The sequence below is a fragment of the Tessaracoccus sp. MC1865 genome (assembly GCF_017815535.1).
Lineage (GTDB): Bacteria > Actinomycetota > Actinomycetes > Propionibacteriales > Propionibacteriaceae > Arachnia.
The window spans coordinates 2,861,736-2,878,571 of record NZ_CP072596.1 but is presented as its reverse complement, the minus strand read 5'-3'; the positions used below and the strand labels follow the sequence as shown (position 1 = coordinate 2,878,571).

At 69.1% G+C, this 16,836-nt stretch carries 14 protein-coding genes; 11 read left to right on the top strand and 3 right to left on the bottom strand.

Going from position 1 to position 16,836, the window contains the following annotated elements:
• Positions 1-31 precede the first annotated feature (31 nt).
• The 5 genes from J7D54_RS13365 to araA all read left to right on the top strand — a co-directional run bounded on the left by J7D54_RS13365 (position 32) and on the right by araA (position 5,063).
• Positions 32-1,285, top strand: coding sequence for a glycosyltransferase 87 family protein (locus tag J7D54_RS13365; protein ID WP_182763223.1), 1,254 nt, complete (start codon positions 32-34; stop codon positions 1,283-1,285).
• A gap of 19 nt (positions 1,286-1,304) precedes the next feature.
• Positions 1,305-1,676: an FKBP-type peptidyl-prolyl cis-trans isomerase gene (locus J7D54_RS13360; RefSeq protein WP_182763380.1), complete on the top strand. Its 372-nt coding sequence runs from the start codon at positions 1,305-1,307 to the stop codon at positions 1,674-1,676.
• Between the two features lie 19 nt (positions 1,677-1,695).
• A complete protein-coding gene (locus J7D54_RS13355) occupies positions 1,696-2,715 on the top strand; it encodes a LacI family DNA-binding transcriptional regulator (RefSeq protein WP_182763224.1) in 1,020 nt (339 codons plus the stop codon).
• A 62-nt stretch (positions 2,716-2,777) separates the two neighbouring features.
• Positions 2,778-3,488, top strand: coding sequence for an L-ribulose-5-phosphate 4-epimerase (locus J7D54_RS13350; protein WP_182763225.1), 711 nt, complete (start codon positions 2,778-2,780; stop codon positions 3,486-3,488).
• 57 nt (positions 3,489-3,545) lie between these two features.
• Positions 3,546-5,063: an L-arabinose isomerase gene (araA, locus tag J7D54_RS13345; RefSeq protein WP_182763226.1), complete on the top strand. Its 1,518-nt coding sequence runs from the start codon at positions 3,546-3,548 to the stop codon at positions 5,061-5,063.
• A 45-nt stretch (positions 5,064-5,108) separates the two neighbouring features.
• On the opposite strand, the gene J7D54_RS13340 is transcribed toward araA, so the two are convergent.
• The gene (locus tag J7D54_RS13340) at positions 5,109-6,581 is read right to left on the bottom strand and encodes an NAD-dependent succinate-semialdehyde dehydrogenase (protein WP_209455148.1); all 1,473 of its coding nucleotides are present in this window, start codon (positions 6,579-6,581) and stop codon (positions 5,109-5,111) included.
• 146 nt (positions 6,582-6,727) lie between these two features.
• On the opposite strand from J7D54_RS13340, the gene J7D54_RS13335 reads away from it, so the two are divergent.
• The gene (locus J7D54_RS13335) at positions 6,728-7,063 is read left to right on the top strand and encodes a YciI family protein (RefSeq protein ID WP_076061457.1); all 336 of its coding nucleotides are present in this window, start codon (positions 6,728-6,730) and stop codon (positions 7,061-7,063) included.
• A gap of 104 nt (positions 7,064-7,167) precedes the next feature.
• Here the strand turns inward: J7D54_RS13335 and J7D54_RS13330 are convergent, their stop codons facing one another.
• The gene (locus J7D54_RS13330) at positions 7,168-9,651 is read right to left on the bottom strand and encodes a sodium-translocating pyrophosphatase (protein ID WP_182763381.1); all 2,484 of its coding nucleotides are present in this window, start codon (positions 9,649-9,651) and stop codon (positions 7,168-7,170) included.
• A gap of 209 nt (positions 9,652-9,860) precedes the next feature.
• On the opposite strand from J7D54_RS13330, the gene J7D54_RS13325 reads away from it, so the two are divergent.
• Positions 9,861-11,315, top strand: coding sequence for a PQQ-binding-like beta-propeller repeat protein (locus J7D54_RS13325; protein ID WP_182763228.1), 1,455 nt, complete (start codon positions 9,861-9,863; stop codon positions 11,313-11,315).
• A 74-nt stretch (positions 11,316-11,389) separates the two neighbouring features.
• On the opposite strand, the gene J7D54_RS13320 is transcribed toward J7D54_RS13325, so the two are convergent.
• Positions 11,390-11,788 carry an SRPBCC domain-containing protein gene (locus tag J7D54_RS13320; RefSeq protein ID WP_076061451.1) on the bottom strand — a complete coding sequence of 133 codons (399 nt, stop codon included), beginning with the start codon at positions 11,786-11,788 and terminating at the stop codon, positions 11,390-11,392.
• Between the two features lie 136 nt (positions 11,789-11,924).
• Here J7D54_RS13320 and J7D54_RS13315 point away from each other — a divergent pair, with 136 nt between their 5' ends.
• The 4 genes from J7D54_RS13315 (at position 11,925) to J7D54_RS13300 (ending at position 16,830) form a co-directional block, all read left to right on the top strand.
• Positions 11,925-12,827: a pyruvate, water dikinase regulatory protein gene (locus J7D54_RS13315; RefSeq protein ID WP_182763229.1), complete on the top strand. Its 903-nt coding sequence runs from the start codon at positions 11,925-11,927 to the stop codon at positions 12,825-12,827.
• Between the two features lie 164 nt (positions 12,828-12,991).
• A complete protein-coding gene (gene ppdK / locus J7D54_RS13310; RefSeq protein ID WP_182763230.1) occupies positions 12,992-15,646 on the top strand; it encodes a pyruvate, phosphate dikinase in 2,655 nt (884 codons plus the stop codon).
• A gap of 63 nt (positions 15,647-15,709) precedes the next feature.
• Positions 15,710-16,231, top strand: coding sequence for a DUF4190 domain-containing protein (locus tag J7D54_RS13305; protein ID WP_182763231.1), 522 nt, complete (start codon positions 15,710-15,712; stop codon positions 16,229-16,231).
• A 101-nt stretch (positions 16,232-16,332) separates the two neighbouring features.
• Entirely contained in the window at positions 16,333-16,830 is a 498-nt protein-coding gene (locus J7D54_RS13300) for a hypothetical protein (protein ID WP_182763398.1), read from the top strand.
• Positions 16,831-16,836 lie beyond the last annotated feature (6 nt).

Here is a 16,836-nt window from a genome sequence, read left to right as displayed (position 1 = left end):
CCCGTCGGCCGTGCCGCCGTAGGATCTCTCCATGCCCGACGTCCGTACCCTTGTCCTACGAGCCGTCGACACCTATCTGCATTCCTGGGTGCTGCGCCTCCTGGCGCTGGGGTGGCTGGGGTACCTCACGTACAGCTGGCTTTACGGCTTCCCGGGCGAGGACTTCATCCCGTACCGCATCGACTTCGACGTCTACCGCATCGGCGGCCAGGTGTTCCGCGACGGCGGCGACCTCTACGGACGCATGCCGGACACGATCGTCGGCGTGAGCCTCCCGTTCACCTATCCGCCGATCGCGGCGGCCATCTTCTCCGCCTTCACGTTCGTGTCCTGGCGGGTGGGCTCGGTGACGCTGTCCGCGCTGACGGTGGCCGCCATGCTCGGCGTGTTGTACCTGGTGGTGCGTGAACTGGGCAGCAACCGGCGCGACGCGGTGTGGCTCACCGTCGCGCTGGGCTGCCTCGCGCTGCACCTCGACCCGCTGGCTGAGACGGTCGAGTTCGGCCAGATCAACGCCGTCCTGATGGCGCTGGTGATGGTCGACCTGCTGGCCGGGAGGGGCAAGTGGTGGCAGGGCTCGCTGGTGGGGCTCGCCTTCGCGGTGAAGCTGACGCCGGTGGTGTTCCTCGCGTGGTTCCTGATGCGGCGCGACTGGCGCTCCCTCATCGTCGGGGTGGGCTCGGCGCTGCTGTACACGGGGATCGGGTTCGCGCTGCGGCCGCGCGATTCCATCGCCTACTGGACGCGGGTGCTGCCGGATTCGGAGCGGATCGGCGAGCCGGCCTACCCGGCCAACCAGTCGCTCAACGGCATGGTGCACCGCGCGCTCAGCGGGGACGCCGCCACCTGGATCTGGTTCGTGGCCTGCGTCCTGATCGGCCTGGCCTGTTTGGCGCTCCTCCGCGTGCTCTTCGCGCAGGGCGACGACATGACCCCCGCCGTCGTGCTGGGGCTCTACGCATTGGTGGCCTCGCCGGTGTCGTGGAGCCACCACTTCGTCTGGGCCGCCCCCGCCCTGGTCGTCGTCACGGCCTGGGCGTGGCGGCTCGGGCCGGTGTGGGCGGCCTGGCTGACGGCACTGACCGGGGCCGCCGGGCTCTGGGTCTTCCGCCACTCACCCCACTGGGACTTCCCGCACCCGCCCGAGCAGAACCCCAACTGGACGCCCTTCCAGCAGGTGGTGGGCGGCGCCTACTTCTGGTGGGTCCTCGGCGCGCTCGTCGTCCTGGGCCTCGCGGCGTTCGTCCACCGCCGCAGCCTACGCAGCGGGCCGTCGAGCTTGTAGGGTCGACACCATGGCAAACATGAATGAGAAGCCGGAGATCGACTTCCCCGGTGGCGAGCCCCCGGCAGATCTGGACATCACGGACATCGTGGAGGGTGACGGCGCGGTGGCCGCGGCCGGCGACGTCGCGCACGTGCACTACGTGGGTGTCGCCTTCAGCTCCGGCGAGGAGTTCGACTCCTCCTGGAACCGCGGCGAGCCGCTCTCGTTCCGGCTCGGCATCGGCCAGGTCATCCAGGGCTGGGACAAGGGCATCCAGGGCATGAAGGTCGGCGGCCGCCGTCAGCTGGTCATCCCGTCGCACCTCGCCTACGGCGAGCGTGGCGCAGGTGGCGTCATCGCCCCGGGCGAGACGCTGATCTTCGTCTGCGACCTCATCGGCCTCAACTGATCGCCCACGGCTAGGCGAAGTGAATCCCGGTGGCAAGCGGGTGGTCGGCGTACGCGACGTCGCCACCCTCGCGGGTGTGTCGCGTCAGACGGTGTCGAGGGTCCTCAACAACAACCCCGACGTCGCGGAGGCCACCAAGGCCCGCGTCGTCCGGGCGATGGAGGAGCTCGGCTACCGGATGAACAACGCCGCCCGTGCCCTGGGCACGCGCCGCTCCCGCACGCTCGGGATCCTCGCCTCCGATGCGCTGCTGTACGGCCCGTCCCGCTCGGTCGCCGCCATCGAGGCGTCGGCGCGGGTGGCGGGCTACTGGATCAGCGCCGCGTTCGCGCAGGCCGACGACGACACCGCAGTGGCCGCCGCCATCGAGCACCTCGTGGCTCAGGGGGTGGAGGGCATCGTCGTCGTGGCCCCCCACGAACAGACGCTGCGCACCATCGACGCGCTGGCGACGGGCGTTCGTGTCCTCACCCTGCACTCGGCCGGTCACGGCGCGCCCTGGCTCTCCGTGGACCAGGCCGAGGGCGCCCGCCTAGCCGTGGACGCGCTGGCGGATGCCGGGCACGTGCGCATCGCCCACCTCGCCGGGCCGGCGAGTTGGCTGGAGGCCGAGGCCCGGGCCGCCGGCTTCACCGCCGAGACGCAGGCCCGGGGCCTCGACGGCGTCGTCCTCCACCTGGGCGACTGGACGGCGCGCTCCGGCTACGAGGCGGCCGCGGCGGTGCTCGAATCCGGTGCCACCGGCGTCTTCACCGCCAACGACCAGATGGCGCTCGGTCTCATCGGCGGGCTGCACGAGGCGGGGGTCACCGTGCCGGGCGACATCAGCGTCGTCGGCTTCGACGACATCCCCGACGCCGCGTACTACTGGCCGCAGCTCACCACCGTGCGCCAGGACTTCGAGGAACTCGGCCGCCGGGCCGTTGAAGCCTTCATCGCGGGTCCGGATGCCGCGGCGCCCGCACTGGAACCCGTCGCGCCGGTGTTGATCCCGCGCGCGTCGGTCGCCCGCCCCATCGCTGACCGCCTGGGTCCTTGACCTACGGCGCTGTTGGGGATACGCTTGTGTGACCGGTCACAGTCGACTCTGGGAGGTCACCCGTGAGCACACCCTTCTCCGCCGAGGTCCAAGCCGCCATCAGCAGCGTCCGGGCTGATGTCGCCCGGCTGCACGGCGAACTCGTGCGCTACAACCTGATCGTCTGGACGGGCGGCAACGTCTCCGGCCGGGTGCCCGGGGCGGACCTGTTCGTCATCAAGCCGTCCGGCGTCAGCTACGACGACCTGACCCCGCAGAACATGATCCTGTGTGATCTGGACGGCAACGTCATACCCGGCTCCGAGGGCAGCGAACGCTCGCCGTCGAGCGACACCGCGGCGCACGCCTACGTCTACCGCAACATGCCCGACGTCGGCGGCGTCGTGCACACCCACTCCACGTTCGCCGTCGCCTGGGCGGCGCGCGGCGAGGAGATCCCGTGCGTCATCACGGCCATGGCGGACGAGTTCGGCGGCCCCATCCCCGTGGGCCCGTTCGCCATCATCGGCGACGACTCCATCGGCCGCGGCATCGTCGAGACCCTCCGGGGCCACCGCAGCCGCGCCGTGCTCATGCAGAACCACGGCCCCTTCACCATCGGCGTGGACGCGAAGGACGCCGTCAAGGCCGCCATCATGGTGGAGGACGTCGCCCGCACCGTGCACTACGCGCGCGAGGCCGGACCGCTCGTCCCCATCCCGCAGGAGGCGATCGACAGCCTCTTCGACCGCTACCAGAACGTCTACGGCCAGAGCACCGACGCTCGCCGCTGACACCCCACCCCACCACCGCGCACCGACGCAGCCTCAGCCACCGAAAGGTCCATCCGCATGCCCAAGCTCACCACTTCCCTCGACGGCTACGAGGTCTGGTTCCTCACCGGAAGCCAGCACCTGTACGGGCCCGAAACGCTCGCCCAGGTGGCGGAGCAGTCCAAGGAGATCGCCCGGGTACTCGACGAGGCGGGCGACGTTCCGGTCTCGATCGTCTGGAAGCCCGTGCTCACGGACTCCGCCGCGATCAAGCGCGTCGCCCTCGAGGCGAACGCCGACGACCGGGTGATCGGCCTGATCGCGTGGATGCACACGTTCAGCCCCGCGAAGATGTGGATCGCCGGCCTCGACGCGCTGCAGAAGCCGCTGGCGCACCTCCACACCCAGGCCAACGTCGAGCTGCCGTGGGCGGACATCGACTTCGACTTCATGAACCTCAACCAGGCCGCGCACGGCGACCGTGAGTTCGGCTACATCCAGACCCGGCTCGGGGTGCCGCGCAAGACGATCGTCGGGCACGCCTCGGATCCGCAGGTCCAGCGCGAGCTGGGCACCTGGCAGCGCGCGGCCGCCGGACTCGCCGCCTCCCGCAGCCTCAAGCTCGCCCGCTTCGGCGACAACATGCGCTTCGTCGCCGTCACCGAGGGTGACAAGACCGAGGCCGAGCTGCGCTTCGGCGTCCAGGTGAACACCTGGGGCGTCAACGAGCTGGCCGAAGCCGTGGCCGCGGTGTCCGAGGATGCCGTCGATGCGCTGGTCGCCGAGTATGAGGAGCTGTACGAGGTCGCTCCGGAACTGCGTAAGGGAGGGGAGCGGCACCAGTCGCTCCGCGACGGCGCGGCGATCGAGCTCGGCCTGCGCTCCTTCCTGGAGGAGGGCGGCTTCGGCGCCTTCACCACCAGCTTTGAAGACCTCGGGGCCCTCAAGCAGCTGCCGGGGTTGGCGGTGCAGCGCCTCATGGCCGAGGGCTACGGCTTCGGTGCCGAGGGCGACTGGAAGACCGCCATCCTGGTGCGGATCGCCAACGTCATGGGCGCCGGCCTGCCCGGCGGGGCGAGCCTGATGGAGGACTACACCTACGACATGACGCCGGGTGACGAGCTCATCCTCGGGGCGCACATGCTGGAGGTGTCGCCGTCGCTGACCACCGCGAAGCCCACCCTGGAGATCCATCCGCTCGGCATCGGCGGCAAGGAGGACCCGGTGCGCCTGGTCTTCACGGCGGACCCGGGGCCCGCCGTGGTCGTCGCGCTGAGCGACATGCGCGACCGCTTCCGGCTCACCGCCAACGTCGTCGAGAACGTCGAGCCCCGCGCCGCGCTGCCCAAGCTTCCGGTGGGCCGCGCCGTCTGGAAGCCGCAGCCGGACTTCAGGACCAGCGCCGCCGCGTGGCTCACCGCCGGTGCCGCGCACCACACCGTGATGTCGACGGCCGTGGGCATCGAGGCGTTCCGCGACTTCGCGGACATGGCCCAGGTGGAGCTCCTGGTGATCGACGACGCCACGACGCTGCCGGAGTTCCAGCAGCTGGTCCGCTGGAACCAGGCCTACTACCGCCTGGCCCAGGGCCTCTGACCGCCGAACCCGGTCCGCGCCGCCGGGGGAGCGGGCCGGGCCGGGTCAGGCGAACGGGTCGGCGAAACCGACGTACATCGTCTCCAGGTACGCCTCGATGCCCTCGGGGCCGCCCTCGCGCCCGAGGCCGGAGTGCTTCACGCCACCGAACGGCGCGGCCGCATTCGAGATGGTGCCGCCGTTGACGCCGAGCATGCCCGTCTCCAGGCGCTCGGTCATCCGCCAGACCCTGGCGATGTCGCCGGTGTGCAGGTAGGCGGAGAGCCCGACGGGGGAGGCGTTGACCCGCTCGACCACCTCGTCCTCGGTCTCGAAGGTCGTGACGGGGGCCACTGGGCCGAAGATCTCCGTGGACGCGATGGCCGCGTCGGCGGTGACCCCGGTGAGCACGGTGGGGGCGTAGAAGTACCCCGGTCCGTTGACAGGGCCCCCGCCGGTCAGCACCTTCGCGCCCTGCTGCACCGCCTCGTCAACCAGGTCTCCGACGCCCTTGCGTGCACCGTCGGAGATCAGGGGACCCACCTGGGTGCCCTCCTCGAGGCCGTCGCCGACGGCGAGCGCGGCCAGACGCGCCGCCAGCCGCTCGGCGAACTCGTCGGCCACCCCCGCCTGGACGTAGAAGGTATTGGCCGCGTTGCAGGCCTCGCCCATGTTGCGCATCTTCGTCTGGTAGGCCGACTCCACGGCCTTGCCGAGGTCCGCGTCGTCGAACACGATGAACGGCGCGCAGCCGCCCAACTCCATCGACGTGCGCACCACGTTGCCGGCGCACTCCTCGAGCAGCGCCATACCGACGGCGGTGGAGCCGGTGAACGACAGCTTCCTCAGGCGACGGTCGCGGATGATGGGGCCGGTCACCGGCTGGGCGTCCTGCGTCGGGATGACGTTCACCACGCCCTGGGGCACGCCCACCTCTTCCAGGAGGCGCACGAAGGCCAGCGAGGTGAGCGGCGTCAGGGCGGCGGGCTTCAGGATGGTGGTGCAGCCTGCCGCCAACGCCGGGGCGATCTTGCGGGTGGCCATCGCGAGCGGGAAGTTCCACGGCGTGATGAACAGGCAGGCCCCAACGGGGCGGCGCACCGTCAGCATGCGCAGGTTGCCCTCCGGCGAGGGGGAGTAGCGGCCGTTGATCCGGACGGCCTCCTCGGCGAACCAGCGGAGGAACTCCCCGCCGTAGGTCACCTCGCCCCTGGCCTCGGCCAGCGGCTTGCCCATCTCGATGGTCATCAGCGTGGCGAACTCGTCGGCGCGCTCCATCAGCAGGTCGTAGGCCCGACGCAGCAGCTCAGAGCGCTCCCTCGCCGGGGTACGCGCCCAGCCCGATGCGGCGCCGTCGGCAGCCGCCAGCGCGGCCATGCCGTCGTCCGGCGTGGCGGAGGGGACCCGGGTGAGCACCTCGCCGGTGGCGGGGTTGTGCACGGCGAAGGTCTCGCCGGAGGATGAAGGGCGCCACACGCCGTCGATGAAGAGTTCGGCTGGCGCCAAGGCCAACGCGCGGGCGGTGCGGTCTGTGGACATGGTCACTCCTGACATCTGCGGCTGGGAGTCGCTGCCCCCAGTCTACGAACGACGCGCCGGGCGCGTGGTGATCGACTCTTGACGCGGGGCGTGGCGGCGGTGAGGCTGGGGGCACGAACCGGCACCGGAGCACACGAGGAGTAGCCATGCCCCAGTTCCTGCTATCAGTCATCCACGACGGCAAGCCGTTCGCGGAAGACGCCGACCAGAGCGAGATCTTCGCGGCGGTCGACGCCCTCAACCGGGAGATGATGGACGCCGGCGCCTGGGTGTTCGCCGGCGGGCTCACCCCGCCGTCGGACGCCCGGTACGTCACGTCTGAGGGCGTCGTCGTCGAGGGCCCGGTGCTGCAGTACCCGGACCAGGTCAACGGGTTCTGGGTCATCGACGTCGAGGACGACGCGGCCGCGCTCGACTGGGCGAAACGGGCGGTGGCCACCGGCTGCAACCCCACCGTCGAGGTGCGGCCCTTCCAGGGCTGAGCGGGGCGCCCAAGCCGGCTGGCCGACGAACACGCGAGGCCCGGATCTCCCTGGGGGAGGGAGATCCGGGCCTTGTGCCGAGCGGTTCCGACTCGGAATAGGGGTCAGGCGTCGATCGCGACAGCCTCGGTTGTCCGATCGATCTCCATCTCCGACATGTTCTCGTTGATGCGCATGCCGTAGAAGGAGCGGTGGACGAAGAACAGCGACGCGAAGAAGAACGCCGCGGCCAGCACCCAGGTCAGCACCTGGCCGCCCTGAGCGTTCAGGGAGACCGCGAGTTCGACCGCGAGGAGACCGAACAGGGTGGTGAACTTGATCACGGGGTTCAGCGCCACCGACGAGGTGTCCTTGTAGGGATCGCCGACGGTGTCGCCGATGATGGTGGCGTCGTGCAGGGCCGTGCCCTTGGCGTCGAGATCCACTTCGACGATCTTCTTCGCGTTGTCCCAGGCGCCGCCCGCATTGGCCATGAAGATGGCCTGGTACAGGCCGAACAGGGCCATCGCGATCAGGTAGCCGATGAAGAAGAACGGCTCCACGAACGCGAACGCGAGGGTGGAGAAGAAGACGCCGAGGAAGATGTTGAACATGCCCTTCTGGGCGTACTGGGTGCAGATCTGGACGACCTTGGCCGAGTCCTCCTCGCTCGCGCGGGTCACCCCGTCGAGTTTGATGTTGGCGCCGATGAACTCGACGGCCCGGTAGGCGCCGGTTGTCACGGCCTGGATGGACGCACCGGTGAACCAGTAGATGACGGCACCACCGACGAGCAGGCCGAGCAGGAACGGGGCGTGCAGCAGCGACAGGTTCGCGACGGCCTCCGCGTTCTCCAGGCCGTCGGTGAGGCCCATCATGATCGAGAAGATCATGGTGGTGGCGCCGACGACCGCGGTGCCGATCAGTACGGGCTTCGCCGTCGCCTTGAACGTGTTGCCCGCGCCGTCGTTGGCCTCGAGGAAGTACTTGGCGCGCTCGAAGTCGGGCTCATGGCCGAACTCGGTGGCCAACTCGTCGGCCGCGCTGGGGTCATGTTCCACCGTCGACAGCTCGAAGACGGACTGCGCGTTGTCGGTCACCGGGCCGTAGGAGTCCACCGCGATGGTGACAGGGCCCATGCCCAGGAAGCCGAAGGCGACCAGGCCGAAGGCGAAGACGGCCGGGGCCAGCATCATGTCGCTCAGGCCGAGGGTGGAGATGCCGTAGGCGACGGCCATCAGGGCCGCGATCGCCATCCCCAGCCAGTAGGCGGAGAAGTTGCCCGAGACGAGGCCGGAGAGGATGCCCAGCGAGGGGCCGCCCTTGTTGGAGGAGATGACCACTTCCTGCGTGTGGCGGGCGCTGGTGGAGGTGAACACCTTGACCAGTTCGGGGATGAGGGCGCCGGCCAGCGTGCCGCAGCTGACGATCAACGACAGCTTCCACCAGAGGCCACCCTCGAGGTTGCCGATGAGCAGGATCGAGGTGAGGAATGTGGTGGCGATGCAGACGGCCGAGGTGATCCAGACCAGCGAGGTCAGGGGCGCCTCGAAGTCCATGTCGTCGGCGTTGGCGTAGCGGGCCTTCGCCCAGGCACGGTTGGCGAAGTAGGAGATGCCGGAGGCGACCACCATGGCGGCGCGGATGACGAACAGCCACACGAGCAGGGTCACCTGCATGCTGACTTCCGGCACGCCGATGAGGATGAAGGTGATCAGCGCCACGCCTGTTACGCCGTAGGTCTCGAAGCCGTCGGCCGAGGGGCCGACGGAGTCGCCGGCGTTGTCGCCGGTGCAGTCGGCGATGACGCCGGGGTTGCGGGCGTCGTCTTCCTTGATCTTGAAGACGATCTTCATGAGGTCGGCGCCGATGTCGGCGATCTTGGTGAAGATGCCGCCGGCGATGCGGAGGGCGGACGCGCCGAGGGACTCGCCGATGGCGAAGCCGATGAAGCAGGCGCCGGCGATCTCACCGGGCAGGAACACCATGATGATGAGCATCATCGCGAGTTCGACCGAGATCAGCACCATGCCGATGCTCATGCCGGAGCGCAGCGGGATGTCGTGGCAGGGGTAGGGCTTGCCGCCGAGCGCTGCGTGCGCGGTGCGCGAGTTCGCCAGCGTGTTGACGCGGATGCCGTACCAGGCGACGCCGTAGGAGCCGGCCATGCCGATCAGCGAGAACGCGATCACGATGGCGGTCTTCCCGACGCCGAAGCCGACGAGGAACAGGTAGTAGAAGATGATGATCGCGGCGATGAACGCCCACAGCACCAGCAGGAACTTGCCCTGCTGCTTCAGGTAGGCCTTGCAGGTGGTGTAGATGAGTTCCGAGATCTCGCGCATCGCCGAATGGGCGGGCATGCGCTTGAGTTGCGTGTAGGTCATGAGGCCGAAACCGAGGCCCAGCGCGCACACGATGAGGCCGAGCCCGAGGAGCGCGGAACCGGGGATGCCGAGGAAATCGACGCTGCCGAGATCCGGCAGCTGAAGATTGGCCTCACCTCCGACGTGGGTCTCGCCGGGCGGGGCGCCGTCGCCCGAACAGCCGGTGATTCCGAGTGCCGTGAGTCCTGCGATTGCCAGCGCAGCCCAGCGGGCGCGCCTCATCCCTCTGCTGGAGAGCATGGTTGCCATAATGACCGTCTTCTTCCTTGAAACCGGGCCGCGACGCAATGTGCCGTCCCCTCATACTACTTCCGGTAGTGGCCGAAGTCAGCGGGGGTTGGGTTTGATCGCTCAACGTCGCTGTCGCCTGGGCGCCGCACGCGTTGAAGGTGGCCGCCGCGGCCGGCGTCCGGCGACCCTAGGCTGTCCGCATGACCGAAGACGTGCTGGACCTGGACGCGCCGCCGGCACCAGACCCCACCGGGCGACTGGGTGGGTGGTCCAGAGGCCGCACTGCCGTCGTGGCGGTGGCCGTGGCGATGGCGCTGGCGCTGGGGCTAGGGGTGGTCCTCCTCCTCAGGTCGCCGCCGCCCCCCGCGCCGCAGGTCCTCGGCCTCCAGGACGGGCCCGTCGAGGCGTGGCGATGGGGCGACGACGGGAGGGCGTACGGGGGTTTCGTGCCCGTCAGCGGCGACCGCCTCCTGGTCTCTGTCGGAGGCGGGGACCCGGCGCCGCCTCAGGTGGCACTGCTCGCGGCAGGGTCCGGCGAAGAGCTGTGGCGGACCTCGGTGCAGGGCGTGTGGGGCTTCGACGAGTCGCATCTCACCGATCTGCCGGGGACCCCGTGGGTCGGCGTGCCTCTCAGAGGGGCGACGGCGTTACTTGACCGCGAGACCGGCCGGGAGATGCACCGGCTGGAGATGCCGGTGTTCGATTCCACGGAGTACACGGACTCGGCCGGGAACGTCTTCGAGTCGCCTGGCGGGTACAGCTGGGTTTCTTCAAGCAACAACGGCACGTTGTTCCTGGCGGTACGCCAGAACGACGAGGACCCCTACGGTCCTGGCGCGGCCAGATTGATGGCGTACGACCCCGGCGATCTGGTGCACCCGCTGTGGGATGTCGACGTCGACGCCGGGGGTGGATGGTCCGGAGGCTTTGCGAGGCAGGTCCTGGAGTCTGACGGATTCGCGTACCTCGCGCCGGACTCGGCCGCCTCTGAGTTCGCCGCCTACCGCTACGTGTTCCGGATGTCCGACGGCGCGCAGCCCGACTGGCAGCCTACGCGGCCGTCGATGCACGTGGTGGACGGCGTGACGGTCATCAACGAGTTCGGCGCGGTCCGTGCCATCGAGCCCGCATCGGGGGAGGAGGTGTGGCGCTCCGAGGTGGGCAACTGGGGGACCGTGGTCGACGACGGGCTCCTCTACCTCCTGCCCCTGAGCGGCAAGGGGGAGCTGCAACGGCTCGACCCGCGCACAGGCAAGGTGCGGTGGGTGACACCGCTGGCAAACCAGCTGTGGGGGGATCCGCAGGGTGCTGCGCCCGGAGCGCTGTGGGGCGACGACCTCATCGTCCTCGAGGGAGCCTACGGTTCCGCAGCCATGGCGGTGCTGCGCTTCGACGCCACCACCGGACGCGAGGTGATGCGCACCCCCATCGAGGCGCGCGCCGGTGAAGCGGCCGTGTACGTGGGGGAGGGGCAGCTCGTCGTGCTGATCACGCCGTCAGATCCGCAGACAGGCGAGACCACCCAGCCGAAAGCGTTGGGCATCGACCCCGACACCGGCGAGGTCAGGTGGGAGCGGACGTTGCACGGGTATGCCACCGTGTACGGAGGGCGGTTGGTGGTGGGCGACGACGACAGCGTCGCGGTCTATCGGTGAGCCAACACCGTGTTCCACGCGGCCGTCGCGACGGCGGGGTGGGCCCTCCGGCCCACCCCGCCGCCGCAATTGCGTCAGGCCTGGTCGTCGAGTTTCCGGAGCGCGGTCTCCCAGCGCTCGGTCAACGACTCAGGGGCGTAGCCATCTTCGATGAGTTCGTGGGTCAGGTGAAGCTCGGTGCCGCCGTCGACGGGTTTCATCTGCAGGTCGACGAGGCTGCGGGGAGCGCCTTCGGCTTCATGCCAGGAGAACCGGATCTGTTCCATGGGGTGGAAGCTCCGGGTGACGCCGTGTGGGCCGTCGGTGGACGCCCAGTCGACCCCCTTCGATCCCAGTTGACCACCCTTGCCCAGCAACGGCTCCTGGCCGTTGGGTTGCATGAGCGCCGCCCACACCTTCTCGAGCGGTTTGGCGACCTTGTGGGTCACCTTCACGCTCTTGGTTTCCGCCGTCTCCTCCACAACTGCATCCATCTGTGTGCACCTCCTGGGTACTGCGGGCAACTTCCGTGGTGCCCTGGTATCCAAGCCTAGCCCTGCGATCCCAGGAGGGAAGAGTGGCCGGGGAAATACTCCGGAAGTCCTCGCCGCGCGGCGTAAGGTGACTGTCATGTCAGCAGAGCCGCTGGAGATCCACATCATCGCCGACTCCACCGGCGAGACCGCGGCCCGTATCGCTCGGGCCGCCATCACGCAGTTCCCGACGCGGGAGTTCAGCCTGGTCCGCCACCGCAAGGTGGGCACCACGGCGTCATTGCTCACCGCGCTCGAGACCATCAAGGAGAGCACGGAGCGGGCGCCCGTCGCGGTGTTCTTCACGCTCGTCAGCGAGGAGCAGGCTGAGTTGGTCAAGTCGTTCTGCAACGACATCGACGTGCCGTTCGCCGATCTGATGACGCAGGCGATGGGTGCGCTGGAACGGATCAGTGGCATCGAGGCCGACCAGGTGCCCATGCGGCCGCTCGGCGTGGAAGCGGAGTACTTCGTGCGCATGGCCGCCATCGACTTCGCCGTGCGCCACGACGACGGGTCGCTCCCGGAGGCGCTCAAGGAGTGCGACATCTGCCTGGTGGGCCCGTCGCGCTCCGGCAAGACCCCGCTGTCGATCTACCTCGGCTACCTCGGCTACAAGGCGGTCAACGTGCCCCTGGTGCCGGGCATCGATCCGCCGAAGGAACTCTGGGACCTGGATCGTTGGCGCATCATCGGGCTCACGATGGACGCCGAGCGGCTCAACCAGATCCGCGGCCAGCGGGTCCGCGGCATGGGTGGCTTCGGCACCAAGGACGGGTACGCGGACCTGGTGAAGATCTACGACGAGCTCGACGAGGTCGGCCGCACCCAGCGCAAGCTCGGCTGCCCCATCATCGACACCACCGGCGTCGCCATCGAGGAGGCCGCCTCGCGCATCATCGACGTGGTCGATGACCGGGCCCGCAAGGTGGGCCAACGCCTCCGTCGTCCCCCCGGGATCGTGCGGCCGGGCGGCGCCTGGGCGCCTCCTCCCAAGTGATCCACGCTCCGCGGGCGTGGGGTGCCCGCTCCGCAGCCTGACGAAGGTGGGGTGGGCTGGGATTCTCCCACCCCGCCCCCTTCGCCGGGCTTGTCAGGACTAGTCTTGGGGCAGCGGGGAGCCAAAGGCGGTTCCCCAGGGTTTGTCAAAGGAGATATCCCCACATGAGCGAGGATCGCTACATCTACGACCTGTCCGAGGGCGACGCCACGATGCGCAGCCTCCTCGGCGGTAAGGGCGCCAACGTCGCCGAGATGGCGAAGGTCGGCCTTCCCGTCCCGGACCTGTTCACCGTCACCACCACGGCCTGCGTTCAGACGATGAACAACGGTGGAAAGTGGCCAGATGGCCTGGCCGACGGCATCGCCGCGGCGCTGAAGCGCCTCGAGCAGCGCACCGGCCGTGTGCTGGGTGCCGCCGAGAAGCCCCTCCTCCTCTCCGTGCGTTCCGGCGCCGTCCACTCCATGCCCGGTATGATGGACACCGTCCTCAACCTCGGCATCTCCGACGAATCCGTCAAGGCGCTCGCGGAGGAATCCGGCAACGAGCGCTTCGCGTGGGATTCCTACCGACGCTTCATCCAGATGTACGGCGAAGTCGTCGAGGGCGTCCCGGGCCACCTCTTCGAGGACGCGCTCAGCGCGCTGAAGCACGAGCGCGGCGTCGAGCAGGACACGGATCTCACCGCCGACGACCTCAAGGAGCTGGTGGCCACCTACAAGGAGATCTCCAACGAGTACCTCGGCGGGGAATGGTCCTCGGACCCCCATGAACAGCTCAACCGTGCCGTCGACGCCGTCTTCCGCTCGTGGGGCAACCCCCGGGCAGAGGTGTACCGCCGCGCCCACAACATCTCCGCCTCGCTCGGCACCGCCGTCAACATCCAGCAGATGGTGTTCGGCAACCGCGGCGACACCTCCGCCACCGGCGTCTGCTTCACCCGCAACCCGTCCACCGGCGAGAACGCGCTCTACGGAGAGTTCCTCGTCAACGCCCAGGGCGAGGACGTCGTCGCCGGCATCCGCACCCCGCGCCAGCTCCACGAGATGGAGGAGGTGCTGCCGGAGGCGTACGCCCAGCTCGTCAAGACCATGAAGGACATGGAACTGCACTACCGCGACATGCAGGACATGGAGTTCACCATCGAGGACGGCAAGCTCTACATGCTGCAGACGCGCAACGGCAAGCGCACCGCGGCCGCCGCGCTGAAGATCGCCTCGGACCTGGTGGACGAGGGCGTCATCTCGCAGGAGGACGCGCTGATGCGCATCGAACCGGGCCAGCTGGACCAGCTGCTCCACCCGGCGATCCCGCCGGACCACGGCAACGACGCGATCGCCACCGGCCTGCCGGCCTCGCCGGGTGCTGCCGTCGGTGGCGTGGTGTTCGACGCGGACACCGCGGCGGATCTCGGCGGCAAGGGCGAGGCAGTCGTCCTGGTGCGCTACGAGACCACCCCCGACGACATCCACGGCGTCATCGTCGCCCAGGGCATCCTCACCGCCCACGGCGGCATGACCTCGCACGCCGCCGTCGTGGCGCGCGGCATGGGCAAGCCCTGCGTGGCCGGCGCGCACGGCATCAAGATCGACACTGTGGCCAAGACCCTGACGATCGGCGACCGCGTCATCCATGAGGGCGACGTCATCACGCTCGACGGTTCCCAGGGCAAGGTTTACGGCGAGAAGCTCGATCTCATCCCGCCGCAGATCAACGAGGACTTCCTCAAGGTCGTGCAGTGGGCCGACGACGTGCGCCGCCTGGGCGTACGCGCCAACGCCGACAACTTCGAGGACGCCACCAAGGCCCGCGAGCTGGGCGCCGAGGGCATCGGGTTGTGCCGCACCGAACACATGTTCATGGCCCAGGACCGCCTGCCCGCTGTCCGCAAGATGATCCTCGCCGAGAGCCCCGAGCAGCGCGCCGCCGCGCTCGAGGAGATCCTGCCCATGCAGCAGCAGGACTTCGAGGGCATCTTCACCGCCATGAAGGGCCTCCCCGTCACCGTCCGGCTGCTGGACCCGCCGCTGCACGAGTTCCTGCCCAACCTGGTGGAGCAGTCGCTGCTGGTGCAGCGGCTGGAACTGACCAATGGCGACGGTCAGCAGCTCACCGAGGCCCGCGAGACGCTGACCCAGGTCAAGCGCCTGCACGAGCTCAACCCGATGCTCGGCACCCGCGGCGTCCGCCTGGCCATGCTGTACCCGGAGATCCCGGACATGCAGGCCCGTGCCATCATCCGCGCCGCCCTGGCGGTCAAGGAGCGCGAGGGCGAGACCGTCGGCGTGGAGATCATGATCCCGCTGGTGGCGCTCACGCAGGAGCTCGAGGCGCAGCGGGCCATCGTCGTGGCAGCGGTTGACGACGAACTGGCAAAGGCGGGTCAGCAACTCGACTACACCATCGGCACCATGATCGAGCTGCCGCGCGCGGCGCTCGTGGCCGACAAGATCGCCGAGTTCGCCGACTTCTTCTCCTTCGGCACCAACGACCTCACCCAGACCACCATCGGCATCTCGCGCGACGACGCGGAGAACGGCTTCCTCACGAACTACGTGATGGACCACGTGCTGGAGCGCAACCCGTTCGAGACCATCGACGTGGACGGCGTGGGCGCCCTGGTGGAGATGGGCGTGGCCAAGGGTCGGCAGACCAAGCCCAAGCTCAAGACGGGCGTCTGTGGCGAGCACGGTGGTGATCCGGATTCCGTGACGTTCTTCCACGGCGCCGGCCTCGACTACGTGAGCTGCTCGCCGTTCCGCGTGCCGATCGCCCGGTTCGCGGCCGCCAAGGCGGTGCTGCAGGAGCGCGCCGGCTGACCCGCAACGTGCAGAGGCTGCGGCCCCGTCGGCCTACACTGGCCCCGAGACTAGGAGGTCAGGGTGTCGAACGACCAGTACCCGCCGTCGGAGCCGCAGCCGCAGCCGTACGGCACGCCGAGGGGGCCGGAATTCGGCGGGCCCAGCTACGACCCCTACCTCGAGGACCCGTTCACTGCGCCGACGCCCCCGCCGGCCCAGCCCGTCCCCACGTACCTGCCCCCGGTCGCGTCGCCCGCCCCGGTGGTGCCGCCCACGCCGCAGCAGCCGCCGTACGGCTACCCGGTGCCCTACCAGCAGCCCATGCAGCCGCCGCCCCAACCGTATTACGGCTACCAGTTGGCAAAGCCGGAGCACCCCTCGTCGGTGGCCGTGCTGGTCCTGGGCGTCCTCAGCGTGTTCGTGGTGGTCACCGCACCATTCGCCTGGTACATGGGCAGCAAGGCGAAGAAGGAGATCGCCCTCGGCGCGCCCTACCAGTGGGGTGCCGGCGGGCAGGTCGGCTGGGTGCTGGGCATCATCTACTCCGTGTTCATGATGCTGTTCGCAGCGCTGATCATGCTGGGGATCATGGCCAGCATGTGAGCGGTTGCCGTGACCTTCGGCGGCCCTTGTGGACAATCTCCAACGCGATGGCCTCCTCATGCCCGACAATTGCGGTGCATTCGCCATCGAAAGGAACAGCCATGTCCCAGCCGGAGTACGGGGCCCCGCAGGGCCAGCCGGATCCTCAGCAGAGCCCTCTCTACGGTCAGTCGCCTGACTACGGCCAGACCCCGCCGGCACCGGCCTACGGTCAGCAGCCCTATGGCCAGCCGCAACAGCCCTACGGCCAGCAGCAGCCCTACGGCCAGCCGGCCTATGGCCAGCAGCAGCCGTACGGCCAGCCCACCCCCTATGGGCAGCCGGGTTACGGCCCCGCCGCCGAGCACCCGCAGAGCCAGACCGTGTTCATCCTCGGCATCATCGGCATCTTCGTGCAGGTCTGCGCCTTCATCGCCTGGTACATGGGCGGCAAGGCCAAGAAGGAGATCCAGGCCGGCGCGCCCTACGCCTTCGACGGCAACCTGAAGACCGGCTACCTGCTGGGCAAGGTCATCTCCATCCTGACCATCATCGGCGTCGTCCTCACGATCGTGTGGTTCATCTTCATCATCGGTCTGGCCGCTTCATCCGGCTACTGATCGCCT

What these genes read in the sequence shown, in the direction of transcription:
- J7D54_RS13360 (WP_182763380.1), top strand. Translation starts at nt 1,305, where the DNA reads ATGAATGAGAAGCCGGAGATCGACTTCCCCGGTGGCGAGCCCCCGGCA.
- J7D54_RS13335 (WP_076061457.1), top strand. Translation starts at nt 6,728, where the DNA reads ATGCCCCAGTTCCTGCTATCAGTCATCCACGACGGCAAGCCGTTCGCG.
- J7D54_RS13365 (WP_182763223.1), top strand. Translation starts at nt 32, where the DNA reads ATGCCCGACGTCCGTACCCTTGTCCTACGAGCCGTCGACACCTATCTG.
- J7D54_RS13315 (WP_182763229.1), top strand. Translation starts at nt 11,925, where the DNA reads ATGTCAGCAGAGCCGCTGGAGATCCACATCATCGCCGACTCCACCGGC.
- araA (WP_182763226.1), top strand. Translation starts at nt 3,546, where the DNA reads ATGCCCAAGCTCACCACTTCCCTCGACGGCTACGAGGTCTGGTTCCTC.
- ppdK (WP_182763230.1), top strand. Translation starts at nt 12,992, where the DNA reads ATGAGCGAGGATCGCTACATCTACGACCTGTCCGAGGGCGACGCCACG.
- J7D54_RS13300 (WP_182763398.1), top strand. Translation starts at nt 16,333, where the DNA reads ATGTCCCAGCCGGAGTACGGGGCCCCGCAGGGCCAGCCGGATCCTCAG.
- J7D54_RS13320 (WP_076061451.1), bottom strand. Translation starts at nt 11,788, where the DNA reads ATGGATGCAGTTGTGGAGGAGACGGCGGAAACCAAGAGCGTGAAGGTG.
- J7D54_RS13325 (WP_182763228.1), top strand. Translation starts at nt 9,861, where the DNA reads ATGACCGAAGACGTGCTGGACCTGGACGCGCCGCCGGCACCAGACCCC.
- J7D54_RS13340 (WP_209455148.1), bottom strand. Translation starts at nt 6,581, where the DNA reads ATGTCCACAGACCGCACCGCCCGCGCGTTGGCCTTGGCGCCAGCCGAA.
- J7D54_RS13330 (WP_182763381.1), bottom strand. Translation starts at nt 9,651, where the DNA reads ATGAGGCGCGCCCGCTGGGCTGCGCTGGCAATCGCAGGACTCACGGCA.